This is a genomic window from Thermococcus sp. LS1, assembly GCF_012027395.1.
In the GTDB taxonomy this organism is placed as follows: Archaea; Methanobacteriota_B; Thermococci; order Thermococcales; family Thermococcaceae; genus Thermococcus.
In genome coordinates this window covers 154,156-165,949 of the sequence record NZ_SNUJ01000003.1, presented here as the reverse complement: position 1 = coordinate 165,949, position 11,794 = coordinate 154,156, and the positions used below count along the sequence as shown (strand labels likewise).

Annotated in this window: 14 protein-coding genes; 5 read left to right on the top strand and 9 right to left on the bottom strand. The window is 51.6% G+C overall.

The genetic code is table 11. The features are described 5' to 3' along the window. The first annotated feature begins 18 nt into the window (after window positions 1-18). Window positions 19-642 carry a hypothetical protein gene (locus E3E26_RS08835; RefSeq protein WP_167900954.1) on the top strand — a complete coding sequence of 208 codons (624 nt, stop codon included), beginning with the start codon at window positions 19-21 and terminating at the stop codon, window positions 640-642. On the opposite strand, the gene E3E26_RS08830 is transcribed toward E3E26_RS08835, so the two are convergent. Continuing rightward, window positions 643-2,781: a restriction endonuclease gene (locus tag E3E26_RS08830; protein WP_167900953.1), complete on the bottom strand. Its 2,139-nt coding sequence runs from the start codon at window positions 2,779-2,781 to the stop codon at window positions 643-645. A gap of 144 nt (window positions 2,782-2,925) precedes the next feature. Here E3E26_RS08830 and E3E26_RS08825 point away from each other — a divergent pair, with 144 nt between their 5' ends. Further along, entirely contained in the window at window positions 2,926-4,170 is a 1,245-nt protein-coding gene (locus E3E26_RS08825) for a phosphoglycerate kinase (RefSeq protein ID WP_167900952.1), read from the top strand. On the opposite strand, the gene E3E26_RS11190 is transcribed toward E3E26_RS08825, so the two are convergent. The 5 genes from E3E26_RS11190 to E3E26_RS08800 form a co-directional block, all read right to left on the bottom strand. After that, on the bottom strand, window positions 4,164-4,337 hold the full coding sequence (locus tag E3E26_RS11190) for a hypothetical protein (RefSeq protein WP_240911702.1): 174 nt from the start codon (window positions 4,335-4,337) through the stop codon (window positions 4,164-4,166). The two genes, E3E26_RS08825 and E3E26_RS11190, sit on opposite strands and share 7 nt — an antisense overlap. Window positions 4,338-4,480: 143 nt before the next feature. Then, entirely contained in the window at window positions 4,481-5,245 is a 765-nt protein-coding gene (locus E3E26_RS08815) for an ABC transporter permease (protein WP_167900951.1), read from the bottom strand. Between the two features lie 4 nt (window positions 5,246-5,249). Further along, window positions 5,250-6,236 (bottom strand): ATP-binding cassette domain-containing protein, encoded by a 987-nt coding sequence (locus E3E26_RS08810; protein WP_167900950.1) that lies wholly within the window; start codon window positions 6,234-6,236, stop codon window positions 5,250-5,252. A 3-nt stretch (window positions 6,237-6,239) separates the two neighbouring features. Further along, the gene (locus tag E3E26_RS08805) at window positions 6,240-6,653 is read right to left on the bottom strand and encodes a ferredoxin family protein (protein WP_167900949.1); all 414 of its coding nucleotides are present in this window, start codon (window positions 6,651-6,653) and stop codon (window positions 6,240-6,242) included. Further along, window positions 6,646-7,101 carry a PadR family transcriptional regulator gene (locus E3E26_RS08800; protein ID WP_167901042.1) on the bottom strand — a complete coding sequence of 152 codons (456 nt, stop codon included), beginning with the start codon at window positions 7,099-7,101 and terminating at the stop codon, window positions 6,646-6,648. The genes E3E26_RS08805 and E3E26_RS08800 overlap by 8 nt, the downstream gene beginning before the upstream one ends. A gap of 176 nt (window positions 7,102-7,277) precedes the next feature. Here E3E26_RS08800 and E3E26_RS08795 point away from each other — a divergent pair, with 176 nt between their 5' ends. The 3 genes from E3E26_RS08795 to nth all read left to right on the top strand — a co-directional run bounded on the left by E3E26_RS08795 (window position 7,278) and on the right by nth (window position 9,770). Then, the gene (locus E3E26_RS08795) at window positions 7,278-8,588 is read left to right on the top strand and encodes an RNA-guided endonuclease TnpB family protein (RefSeq protein ID WP_167900948.1); all 1,311 of its coding nucleotides are present in this window, start codon (window positions 7,278-7,280) and stop codon (window positions 8,586-8,588) included. 68 nt (window positions 8,589-8,656) lie between these two features. After that, window positions 8,657-9,088 carry an ATPase gene (locus E3E26_RS08790; RefSeq protein WP_167900947.1) on the top strand — a complete coding sequence of 144 codons (432 nt, stop codon included), beginning with the start codon at window positions 8,657-8,659 and terminating at the stop codon, window positions 9,086-9,088. Continuing rightward, entirely contained in the window at window positions 9,054-9,770 is a 717-nt protein-coding gene (gene nth, locus E3E26_RS08785; protein WP_167900946.1) for an endonuclease III, read from the top strand. Before E3E26_RS08790 ends, nth begins: the two co-directional genes overlap by 35 nt. Here the strand turns inward: nth and E3E26_RS08780 are convergent. The 3 genes from E3E26_RS08780 to E3E26_RS08770 are packed head-to-tail and all read right to left on the bottom strand — an operon-like array spanning window position 9,748 to window position 11,734. Then, window positions 9,748-10,506 carry a hypothetical protein gene (locus E3E26_RS08780; protein WP_167900945.1) on the bottom strand — a complete coding sequence of 253 codons (759 nt, stop codon included), beginning with the start codon at window positions 10,504-10,506 and terminating at the stop codon, window positions 9,748-9,750. The two genes, nth and E3E26_RS08780, sit on opposite strands and share 23 nt — an antisense overlap. A 48-nt stretch (window positions 10,507-10,554) precedes the next feature. Further along, window positions 10,555-11,133, bottom strand: coding sequence for a potassium channel family protein (locus tag E3E26_RS08775; RefSeq protein WP_167900944.1), 579 nt, complete (start codon window positions 11,131-11,133; stop codon window positions 10,555-10,557). Continuing rightward, entirely contained in the window at window positions 11,126-11,734 is a 609-nt protein-coding gene (locus E3E26_RS08770) for a potassium channel family protein (protein ID WP_167900943.1), read from the bottom strand. The genes E3E26_RS08775 and E3E26_RS08770 overlap by 8 nt, the downstream gene beginning before the upstream one ends. Window positions 11,735-11,794: the final 60 nt, after the last annotated feature.

Sequence of the window (11,794 nt, the reverse complement as noted above, 5' to 3'; positions counted from 1 at the left end):
CATCCCCTGAACCCCACCATGGTGGTGAAGGTGAAGTTCAAGGGTAAGGCCTTCGGCAACATCGTGAGAATTGAATTTGAAATTCTCACCCTCGGCGAGCTTAAAATAGACGACCTGCGAGACTTTGATATCGATTCAATTAAGATAGAACTCAAGCCAACATCATCAGGTATAAAGGTCATAGGCATATGGGAAGGTACAGTTGATGAAGCCGGCGAGGGGATAAAGAAGGCTCTCGAGGAGAGCTACAAGCTCCGGGAGAGAATTCTTAACAGGATAAAGAGCAAGACTGAAGCCATAAGGAGCACCATGCGTCAGCTCGGCTTCAAAGAGGAGGTAGAAGGCTACGGCAGTGTCATCAGATTCATAAAGAAGGTCGGTTCCTACGAGATAGTCGTCGTTGCTTCAACCACTGACGACATGGTTCGCGTTGAAGTCTACGGGAACGACAAGAAGATAATAAGCCCGGAGATAGAGAGCATATTCGAGGACGTTGAGGTCGAGGAGCTCGAGATATACGACTTGGAGGACACTAAGGAAGATAGGCTCGTTATAAACCTGGAGATACCCAAGAACGAGGAGAAGCCAGAAAGGAAAATAGTGGAAGCCATCAGGATGATAGAGAACATGTTGATGGCCTGATCACTTGTACCTGCTCTCCAGCTGAATCTGCTTTAGCTTTGCTGTTATTCCCTTTATTGGCGCCGTGTCCTCACTGATTATTCTCCCCGTTCTGGTGTCGATTCTCGCGTAGTAGAACCGGTCTTTTCCTGAGAGCTTGATGTTGATGTAGCCCCTGTCCTTGTAGTGGGTCACCCTCTCGGTCTTTGGCTCTTTTTCACCGTAAACTTTTCTGACGTGGTTGTGATACATTGCCTCTATTGCCATCTCCGTGAAGCGGACGTCCTGGCTGAGGACCTCCCCAGTAGCCCTATGGAGCACGAGCTTTCCTACCTTCGTCCCACCAGTGAACTCAACCTCCCAGTGCTCACGGAGTTTGATACCCTTAATGGCAGCCTCGGGATCTACCTCCCTGACCTTTTCCCCCGCTATATTTTCGGCGAGCTCCCTTTTGAGCACCCTGTCTATCTCTTCGATGAGTTTTCCGTCCTTACTGACCCGTATCTTCACCTCATGTCTGTCGTTCTCAGCGGTTATGGTGTATTCAGCTTCTGCCTCTTCAACGGCTGTTATCCCGAACTCCGGGTACTTCTCCGCCACTATCTCCTTTGCCCGCTCCGGCGTTATCTCGACGATGTAGTCGAGAACATCACCCGTCGCACCGTCAACTTTCACGACGGCCTTCCCATCGCCACTTTCAAGGATCAGCTCAAGGTACTTGTGTTCCAGCACCCAGTAGGATTTAAGTTCGAGGTTCCCTAGGGGGAAGTTGTTCTCTATGACCTCCCTGGCATTCTTGTAGGCTTCCTCCGGTGAAGGCAGCCTTCTTACTTCAGTGTAGCTCCCTCTCGTAAGGTCAACCTCAACGACGGCTATGCCGTCTCCAAGGAGGATGTTAGCCACGGCAACCTTCTTACCCTTCTCCAGGTTCAGAACCTCCCCGTCAGGGTATGCCCTTCTCAGAAGTTCATCGAGAGCCTCGTCGTTCATCAAAACCTCCACACCAAGCGGCTTGCCTGTGTAGCCGTTGAACGAGACTTCGAATGAAAACCTCTCGGTCCATCCGGTGATCTTTACCTTTCCTTTGTCCCTCTTCAGGTCAAGCTCGACGGTCTTTTCTCCGGTCTGTTCACTGATTATTCCCCTCGCCTTCTCAAGGAAGTATTCATCGGAGAGCGGAGTTATGTGAAACTCGATCTCATTGTTCTCGAGGTTTACCACGGCCTTCGCGGTGTTTTCACCGACTTTAAGTTCGAGTTCTGCCATTTTGGGTATGTAGACCTTCTTCCTCTCGTGGATTACTATCTTCCCTTCCGGGACGTCCAGCTCCCGCGAGGCCCTTGATTTGAGTACGAGCACCGCCTCGCTGGGGCTTATGGGAACCTCTATTTCTCTCTCGGTAGCCCGTATTATGGAGCGGTCGTCGAGAAGTGCTTTGGTTACTGGAACGCGGAGCTTCTTGTGTGAGGTTGCCCTCAGGACAATGTTCTCCGGCGAGAAGACAACGGCCTTATCCTTATCCCCTCCCTCCTCAACGGACCAGGAGAATATGTATGCACTCGAGAGGGTAACCGAGAGGGACCGGAGCTCAATCTCACCGGCCTTTATCGGATACATGGAAGAGGCGAAGGAAGCTACCCTCTTCATGAGTCCCTCTGCGGAGAAGTCATAGAGCAGCGGAGCGTCGAGCTCAAACTCCTTGAGAGGGCTCTCTTTTTTCTGCCCCCTCTTTTGGGCCGCGGCCATCTCAACGAGCTCGGCCGGAGGTTCTATGGAGTAGTTGTGGAAAAGGGAAACAAGTTTCTCCCCATCCCAGGGGATTATCCTTCCCCGGTACTCCCGGGATATGAGAACCTTGGCATCCTTCGTGAAGCCGGTCGTCGAGATTAAGATTCCCTTGTCGGCCTTGTACTTGTCAGCCAGATCTGCAAAAACGTTAACGTCACGGGAAGCGGCCAATCCCTTACGATGGACTGCTATGACGAGCTTCTCGGTTCCAGAGATGGGGTCATCACGTATGGCCACGATGTCGATTCCCCAGTCTTTCCTGCTTGCGACCTTCTCGTAGTTCCTGAAGCCCATTCTCTTCAGTAGCTCAATGACGTTCTCGATAAGAGTTTCTTCCGGTGTGAGCCTTATTAGATCAAGGGTCCACGCCATCATTCTCACCCATAAGCGAAAATCTGTCACTAAAATCATTTGGGGGTCATTTTATAAATTTCTTTCCCCCGGAATTCGTTATCACTGTAGGTGTTCAAAATAAGGTTTTTAACAGGATAACTTTAACATCTCTGCGGTGATGAAATGTTCAGGCTCACAGACTTCACCTATCACGGCAAAACCATCTTTCTGAGGGCCGACCTCAACTCACCGGTCAAAGATGGGATGATAATCAGCGACGCTCGCTTTCGGGCTGTTCTGCCGACGATCCGGCACCTCCTGGACGAAGGCGCGAAGCTCGTCATCGGAACCCACCAGAGCAAGCCATACAAAGGTGACTATATCACCACGGAGCAGCACGCCGAAATCCTGAGCAATCTCCTCGGCCAGGAGGTTGAGTACGTCGAGGATATCTTTGGAAAGTATGCGAGAGAGAGAATAAAGGCGCTAAAGCCGGGCGAGGCGATAATCCTCGAAAACCTGCGCTTCGCTGCCGAGGATGTCAAATACAAGTCCCTGGAGGAGTGTGAGAGAACTCACTTCGTGAGAAAGCTTGCTCCGCTCTTAGATTACGTCGTTAACGATGCTTTCGCAGCCGCTCACAGAAGTCAGCCATCCCTTGTAGGATTCGCCCGGTTGAAGCCGATGATAATGGGCTTTCTTATGGCGAAGGAAGTTGAAGCCCTCAGCAGGGCATATGAGACAGACGAAAAGCCGAGGATTTACGTCCTCGGTGGGGCCAAAGTTGACGACTCCCTCCGCGTGGCCGAGAACGTCCTCAGAAATGGAAGGGCAGACCTAATCCTCACGGGTGGATTGGTCGGCCACGTCTTTACGCTCGCCAAGGGCTTCCACCTCGGCGATGCCAACCTCGAGTTCATGACTAAGAAGGGCCTTCTGGAGCTGGTCGATTGGGCAGAGAAGATACTCGACGAGTTCTATCCCTACGTGAGGACTCCAGTAGATTTTGCGGTCGATTACAAGGGCGAGCGGGTTGAGGTTGATCTCCTCAGCGACGAGAAGTGGCTCTTCGACGAGTATCCTATACTCGATATTGGCTCGAGAACCGTGGAAAAGTACCGTGAGGTTCTCATGAAGGCAAAGGTGATAGTCGCCAACGGGCCGATGGGCGTCTTTGAGCAGGAGGAGTTCGCCGTCGGAACGGTCGGGGTCTTCAGGGCGATTGGAAAGAGCCCGGCTTTCTCGGTTGTCGGCGGTGGGCACTCAATAGCCAGCATCTACCAGTACAATATAACCGGCATAAGCCACGTGTCGACGGGCGGAGGGGCTATGCTGAGCTTCTTCGCCGGCGAGAAGCTTCCGGTTCTGGAGGCGTTCAGGATAAGCTACGAGAGGTTTAAGGACAAAATAGAAAGAAAAGCTCAGTAGTTCCTCAGAACACCAAAGACTACTGCCATCCACCAGACCTCAAAGAATGCGAAGCCAAGGGTTACCGTGCCTGTGACGAGCCATGCCACGAAGATGGAGTAAGCCATGAGCGTCACAGCGACGTGAAGTTTCAGGAACGTCCCGTTCGCTTCCCTATCCAGCTTCATCCAGCCAGTCAGAGGAGGGAGCCGGTCAAAAAGCCCCGATCAGGACACAGATGGGCTGTTGAAGAAGATGAGGGGAATAAAAATAAGGCCCGCGAGGGCCACGCAGAGCATAGTAAGCTACTGCTTCTTCATCCCCCACCACTTCAGTCTATCGTCGCCTTCCTGAACTCGAGCGCCGCTATTGCTGCGAAGAGCGCGGCCAGACCAGCGAGCACGAGCCAGTCCGTCGCCAGCGAAAAGGTCGGCTTGACTCCGGCCAGATAATACCTCGAGCCGTCCACCGCGTAGGTCAGCGGGTTGACCTTCGAGAGCCACTGCATCCATTCAGGCATGGTGCTTATCGGATAGAACGCTCCGCTTAGGAAGGTCATCGGGAGCATTATCATGGTCACTATCATCTGGAAGCCTTCCATGCTGGTCATCTTGAGCGCTATTGCAACTCCCATTGCCGCTATCGCTATTCCGACGAGGAAACTGAGGCCAAGGGCTGGAAGCACTCCCGAGACGTTGAGGTCCGCTAAGGTGAAGCTGAGTGCGAGTATTATGACGCCCTGTATCATGGCCATTATCGCGCCGCCGGTGATCCTGCCGAGTATTGCTTCAGTCCTGCTCGCTGGAGCCACGAGTATCTCCTTGAGGAAGCCGAACTGCTTATCCCAGATGAGTGTTATCCCCTGCATAAAGCTCATGTTGAAGACCGTCATTGCAACTATTCCAGGTACCATGAAAGTCATGTAGTCAACGCCGCCGAATATCATGCTTGCGCCAGGGAAGTTGAAAGCGCCAGCCCAACCCTTGCCGAAGAATATCAGCCAGATAAGCGGATTTAAGAGGGAGCCTATAACCCTTGCTTTCGAGCGGATGAACCGCTTCATCTCACGGTATATCATAGTGGTAAAGACCCTCATGTTCTCACCTCCTCATCCTCGCGCGCATGACCATTTTCATCGCGTTGCTTTCGCCGCCCTCATCGCGTATCTCCCTTCCGGTCAAGTGCAGGAAGACGTCGTTCAGCGTTGGTCTATGGTAGGTAACTTCCAGAATCTTAACGCCGCTCTCTCTGGCAAGTTCGAAGAGCCTCGGCAGTGCCTCGGCCGCATTCTCAACATCAAGCCTGACCCTTCCGTCTGGCAAAAGCTTGCAGCCCTTGATGAAGTCTGCCTTTATGCACTTGAGGTTCTCTTTTGGACTCTCCAGCTTGAGGTAAATGATGTCGTTGCCTACGAGTTTCTTCAGTTCCTCTGCCGTGCCTTCGGCGATTATCTTGCCGTGATCCATAATGGCTATTCTATCTGCCAGCTGCTCCGCCTCGTCCATGTAGTGAGTTGTGAGGAATATCGTCATGTTGTGCTCCTCTTTCATAGCCTTGATGTACTCCCAGATGTGGGCCCTCGTCTGAGGGTCTAAGCCGATGGTTGGTTCATCGAGGAACAGCACCTCGGGCTCGTGGAGGAGCGAGCGCGCTATTTCAAGCCTCCTCTGCATTCCACCCGAGAAGAACTTAACCGGCCTGTCTTTAAACTCCCAGAGTTCGACAAACTTTAGGAGCATCTCTATCTTCTTCTTGAGCTCGTTTCCACCCAGACCGTAAATCCTGCCGTGGATGAGCATGTTTTCATAGGCGGTCAGTTCTCTGTCAAAGCTCGGGTCCTGGAAGACTATGCCTATTTTCTTCCTGACCTCCATCGGCTCCTTAACGACGTCGTGGCCGGCCACAATAGCTTTTCCTGACGTTGGCTTGAGCAGTGTTGTCAACACGTGAACCGTCGTCGTCTTTCCGGCACCGTTTGGCCCAAGGAAGGCGAATATTTCCCCCCTCTTCACCTTGAACGAAATACCCTTGACGGCCTCGAAGTCGCCGTATTTTTTCACGAGGTTCTCAACCTCAATTGCGTACATAAATCACACCTCCAACCCGTTGTTCTTTCTAAACCGCTCAACATGCTCCTTCCTAAAGACAAACTTCAGGTTGTACTTCCCCTTAAACGGTAGCCGCAGCGTGTTGTACACGAGCGTTAAAACTGGATGTCTGACCGGAGTATCCCCCGGCCTCAGTGCGCCCGTTGGGCAGGCCTCAACGCACAGCTGACAGTTTCTACATAGTTCCGGATTCGCCATAACAGGCCTGAGGCGGACCTTCTCTTTCACACCAAAGAGCGAAACCTTCATGGGTTTGACTTCCCATATCTTCTCTCCATAGGGACAGGCCGTTATGCACTCTTCGCCCCCACCGCAAAGGGGGTAGTATATCACGAGAGGGGCACTGCTCTCCATCTCCCGGTAGTACTCTCTCCAGTCCCGAACGCTCTCACTCATCAATCTCACCCAGGAGTACAAGTCTTATCCTCTTGGCGCAGTCCTGGAAGAGCTCCCTCAGCTTGGCCCTCTGCTCTTCGCTGAGGTCTTCAATATTCCGAAAGAGCTCCCTGAAGGCGGTTCTTAGTTCATCTCCTCCAAGCTCAAGAAAAGCCCTGTACGCCCGCATCCGGGTCTTTATCTCCGCGAGCTCTTCTTCGTGCTCCCCCAGATATGCCAGACCCTTCTCGGTTATCACGTAGCTCTTTTTGTCCCTCATTCCCGTCTCTGCCACCTCTATGAGGCCGTTCCTCTTTAGTGAGGAGAGTATAGGGTAAACGGTCCCTGCGCTGAGTTTTATGCCGTATCGCTCCTCCAGTTCTGTCATTATTCCATAACCGTGTTTCGGCTCCTTCAGCAGGTCAAGGATCAGTATCTTCATGTAGCCCCTGAAATTGGGTCTTTCCACATGCATCACCCAACATATCGAACGATATATCGTTTAAAAAGATTTTGGTTCGGAATCCTTATTACATTTTTCTTTTTCGAGCCTCGCCTTTTGAGGGGATGCAGAGATTCTAAAACCGGCCTTTAAGCAGGAAAGCGTTACTCTTTTAAAGCCTCAAAACCATACCATACTTTGTGATGAAGCGTTCAGTGACAGTCAAACTCCAACCTTCAAAAGCTCAAGAGCAAATCCTCTTTCAGTTAGCCGACTTAGGAACAAAAGCCTGGAACGAAGTAAACTACCATCGCAGGCAACTCTTCTTCCAGAAAAAGCCCGTGGACTTTAACAGCACGGAGAAAACCGTTTATGAGAAATACAAGCGGGAAATTGGCTCAGCAACAGTCCAGCAAATAGCGAGGAAAAACGCGGAAGCTTGGAGGAGCTTTTTCTCTCTCGCCAAAAAGAGGAAGAGCAAAGAACTCCCAACGTGGCTCAAGCCAAGACCACCAAACTACCTCAAGGAGGGTGGAAAGAGAAAGCCTCTCATCGTCCTCAGAAACGACCAATACCGGATTGAGGGGAATAAATTAATCCTCAAAGGCCTCGGAGAGTTCAAACGCGTGGAAATTCAATTCAAGGGCAGAATTCACTTGAAGGGAAAGCAAGGCCGGTTAGAAATAACTTACGACCCCGTGAAGCGGAAGTGGTATGCCCATATTAGCTTCACTGTTAACCAAAAACTCTCGAAGGACGGCTGGATTGATGTTCCAAGAACTCCGAAAGGAAACCTCTCAGCAGGGATAGATTTAGGAGTAAACAACTTGATGGCGGTTTACGTTGAGAACGGTGAGAGCTTTTTGGTAAATGGTCGGCCGTTAAAGTCCATCGCCTTCTACTGGCAGAGGAAAATTGCCGATTATCAGTCGAAAATCAACAATTCTGGACAGAAAACGAGCAGAAAATTTAGGAGAATGCATCAAAAGGCAAAACTCCAAGCGAGATACTTCATTAACACGGCGGTAAGGCAAACGGTGGAGAAACTCTACCGATTAGGAGTTTCTAAAATTGTCGTTGGCTATCCCAAGGGCATCAGCAGAAACTCTGAAAAGGGGAGAAAGCGGAATTTCCTCCTCTCTCACGTTTGGCGGTTCAATACCATGATAAAACGCCTTAAAGAGGTGGCAGAAGAGTATGGTATTAAGGTTGAGGTAGTTGATGAGGCTTTCACTTCTCAAACTTGCCCCGTCTGTGGGAAGCCTCACGAAGGGGCTCGTTTTGTTAGGGGTTTGTTTGAGTGTCCCACGACGGGGCTTGTCTTTAACGCGGACTTAGTTGGAGCGTTTAACATTTTGAAAAAAGTTGTGAAAACGATAACCCCAAACTTGGGTGGCCTCCGCGCCCAAGGGAGGGGTAATGGGGGGAAGGCCCTCCCCGAGGGGCTAAAAAGTCCACCCTTGTTAGGCTTTAATGAAGCCCCTCAAACCTCCCCCGCCTTAGCAAGGGGTTGAGCCAAACCTTAGCCCCTCAGGGCGAGGAGGAGGTCAGTCGTGAGGTAAAAGCATCCAAGGGTGGGAATATGAGGCTTGTCCTGAAGCCCCTTTTCGAGGCAGAACTTCCGGCCGGATTCGAGGAGATAGTACGGGAAAAGCTAGCCGGGAAAGAGGTAAGAACCGGCGAGGAAGTCGAGATAGACCTGCTCGGAAAGCCTCTCCGCTTCAAAGTTCTGCTAGCGGAGCCCTCACCGATGAAGGTCGCGAGGAGCACGAGGGTGGAGTTCTCGACGGGAGAAGTTAAGATCATCAACTTCGAGTTCGATGAACCTGTGAAAGACATCATTCCATTCGAGAAGGGCTTCGTCGTGGTGTTTTCCAATAAGGTTCTAATCCTGAACCATAATGGGCAAAAGATTTATAGCGATGAGTTCGAGGAACTCAACAAAGTTAGCGTTTCCAAAGAGACGGTGGTGATAGTGCATGGCAAAAACAAACTCAGGCTCGTTAAGCCTTGATGGCTTCACTTTCCAGGAGAGCTGGGAGGAGAAGAAAAAGAGGGCGGAAAAAATAGTCGAAATCCTGATGAAGACCCATCCGAGGGAGAAGCTTCTCATCGGCGACCCCTACAGGACGTTAATCCACTGCATAATCTCCCAGCGCATGCGTGACGAGGTCACCTACAAGGTCTGGGAAAAACTGTTTGAGAAGTACGGAGACATCGAAACCATCGCGAGAACGCCGGTAGAGGAAATGCAGGCCTTTCTGAAGGAGAACGGCGTCGGCCTCTGGAAAACAAAGGGCGAATGGATAGTGAAAGCCTCGAGGATAATCCTGGATAAGTACGGCGGAAAGGTTCCGGACGATATTCACGAACTCATGAAACTGCCGGGAATAGGCAGAAAGTGCGCCAACATTGTCTTGGCTTACGGCTTCGGGAGACAGGCGATACCGGTTGATACCCATGTAAACAGGATAAGCAAGCGCCTGGGCCTGGCTCCTCCGAGGGTTCAGCCAGAGAGAGTCGAGAAGTACCTAAGAGAGCTCATCCCAAGGGAGAAGTGGATATACGTGAACCACGCCATGGTTGACCACGGAAAGACTATATGTAGCCCAATAAGGCCGAAGTGTGAAAAATGTCCCCTGCGGGAGCTCTGTCCCTACGCAAAGGGGCTCGTCAGGGCTGAGGATATACGGTAGTTTCGTTTCCAACTCTCACCACTATTTTTGAGGTCGGCCTGGGAAGGTCGTAAATCTCGAACTTCACGGGAAGTCTGAGAACCACCTTGTCCCTTCTGGACGTAAAAAAGCCCGTTCTCACAAGGTACTCAACGCGAACCTCAAAGAGGACGCTTCCCTCGCAGGTGGAGCCGTTCTGGAGCAGGATGAAGCTTGGGGTAAGATAGAGCCGGACCCTCTCGCCCCAGAGGGTTTTAACGGCCCTGAACTCGGCGCACTCGCTGAAGTCCCCTCCTGCGTAGCAACCGGGCCCTCCCTCAAACTCCTGAGGGGCGATGACTGGATCAGGGTCAGAAAAATCGGGCCAGATTTCGTCGGCCCAGCCGTCACCAATGAGCGTGGCTCTGACGGAGATGTGCTCTATTGAAACCGTGTAGTTTGGAAGCAGCAGCCGCATCCTGAAGGGGCCCCTAATCCAGCACTGGCCGGAGGTGGCCCACAGTGCTCTAGGGACATACCTGATTCGTAGGTTAAAGGAGCCGTTCCACTCCCTCTCGACAAAGCCCAGGCCCCTCCAGTCATCGGCGAGACTTGAGAGGTTTGAGCCGTTTGATATTATGTCCTCTCCCCTTAGCCAGACAACATGGACATCTCCAGAGGACACCAGCGTCTTCTCGTGGAGCCAGATAACCGAGTAAGCCGCCAAGAGGAAAACCACGACGATAATGGCTAGAGTCTTGAACTTCATGGAAATCATCGAAAGCAGAACCACTCTGAAGAATAAAAAGTTTTCGAAAGTAAGAAGTTACTCCTCCTCTTCCACTTCTTCCCCGGCGAGCTTCCTGAGCTTGTCCAAGTCCGAGCCAACGGCTATTAACACGTCACCCTCCTTTATAATGTCATCTCTGCCGGGATTGTAGATGTAGCGAGTTCCACGCTTTATGGCAAGAATCCTCGTTCCAATCTTGCTCGGGAGCTTAAGCTGTTTCAGGGTCTTGCCGTGTAGAATGGAGCCTTTCCTTACGGTAACTCTCCCCAGCTCCTCCTCAGTGTCCTCCATTATCTTCTTGATTATCGGGTGGGGCTCGACGTCTCTAAGGATAAGGTCGGAGATCTTGTAAGCAGCATCCGAAATCTGCTCGTTTATCTCAGCCATGTCTATGACGCTGAGGAGCTTTAACGGGTCATCCTCATTCTTGGCCAGCATCAGGGCCAGCTTCTTGACTTTCAGGGTAAGCTCATCCATGCGCTCCTCGAGGAGGTAAACCTCCTCCGCTATATCCTCGCTCTTGTACATGACCGATGAGAAGGCGAGGTCAACCATGAGCGACGAGAGGTCTTTCATCTCTATAAGGCAGTTCCTAATCTCTTCGAGTTCATTCATTGCCCATCACCTTTATGTTGCCCCTTGCTATCTCTTTGAGGTACTCAATTGAGGTGTTAGTGCCCCTTCCTATGAGTATGTCGCCTGGGAATATCTTGAAGTCTCCGTCGGGGTCGAATATCCAGCGCTTTCCGCGTCTGACGGCGATTATCCACACGCCGGTGTTCGTCGCGAGGTCGAGCTCTTCCAGCGTCTTGCCGACAAGGAGAGAATCCGCCGAGACGTAGATTTTGCCTATTATCTCCTCGCTGCCGAGGATGGCCTCGGTGATAACTGGGTGAAGCTCAACTCCCTCAAGAACCATCTTCGCCAAGTCCGCTGCTGCGTTGGACATGTCATCGATAGCATGTGCCATGTGAAGTATTGACGTTATCTGCTCCGCCTCCCTCGGGCTTCTGGCGGCAAGAACGGCATGCACCATCAGGTGGTAGTTGAGCAGGTCAAGGTACTCCTCAAGCTCGAGAACCTCCTCTGCAATCTCTTCCTCCCCGAAGAGAACGGAGGAGTAGGCGAGGTCAACCATCAGCTCAGCGGTGTTCTTCATCTCAACGAAGATGTCCTTAACATTCTTGGGAACATCGATTTCGTCCCACTCTTCCACCCGGCTCTCACCGATAGGGGAATTGAGGGGGATCTTATTTAGTTTTCGCCCGCGAAAAGT

Coding starts and splice junctions, on each gene's coding strand:
- E3E26_RS08835 (WP_167900954.1), top strand. CDS start 19: ATGGTGGTGAAGGTGAAGTTCAAGGGTAAGGCCTTCGGCAACATCGTG.
- E3E26_RS08830 (WP_167900953.1), bottom strand. CDS start 2,781: ATGGCGTGGACCCTTGATCTAATAAGGCTCACACCGGAAGAAACTCTT.
- E3E26_RS08825 (WP_167900952.1), top strand. CDS start 2,926: ATGTTCAGGCTCACAGACTTCACCTATCACGGCAAAACCATCTTTCTG.
- E3E26_RS11190 (WP_240911702.1), bottom strand. CDS start 4,337: ATGAAGCTGGATAGGGAAGCGAACGGGACGTTCCTGAAACTTCACGTC.
- E3E26_RS08815 (WP_167900951.1), bottom strand. CDS start 5,245: ATGAGGGTCTTTACCACTATGATATACCGTGAGATGAAGCGGTTCATC.
- E3E26_RS08810 (WP_167900950.1), bottom strand. CDS start 6,236: ATGTACGCAATTGAGGTTGAGAACCTCGTGAAAAAATACGGCGACTTC.
- E3E26_RS08805 (WP_167900949.1), bottom strand. CDS start 6,653: ATGAGTGAGAGCGTTCGGGACTGGAGAGAGTACTACCGGGAGATGGAG.
- E3E26_RS08795 (WP_167900948.1), top strand. CDS start 7,278: ATGAAGCGTTCAGTGACAGTCAAACTCCAACCTTCAAAAGCTCAAGAG.
- E3E26_RS08790 (WP_167900947.1), top strand. CDS start 8,657: ATGAGGCTTGTCCTGAAGCCCCTTTTCGAGGCAGAACTTCCGGCCGGA.
- nth (WP_167900946.1), top strand. CDS start 9,054: ATGGCAAAAACAAACTCAGGCTCGTTAAGCCTTGATGGCTTCACTTTC.
- E3E26_RS08780 (WP_167900945.1), bottom strand. CDS start 10,506: ATGATTTCCATGAAGTTCAAGACTCTAGCCATTATCGTCGTGGTTTTC.
- E3E26_RS08775 (WP_167900944.1), bottom strand. CDS start 11,133: ATGAATGAACTCGAAGAGATTAGGAACTGCCTTATAGAGATGAAAGAC.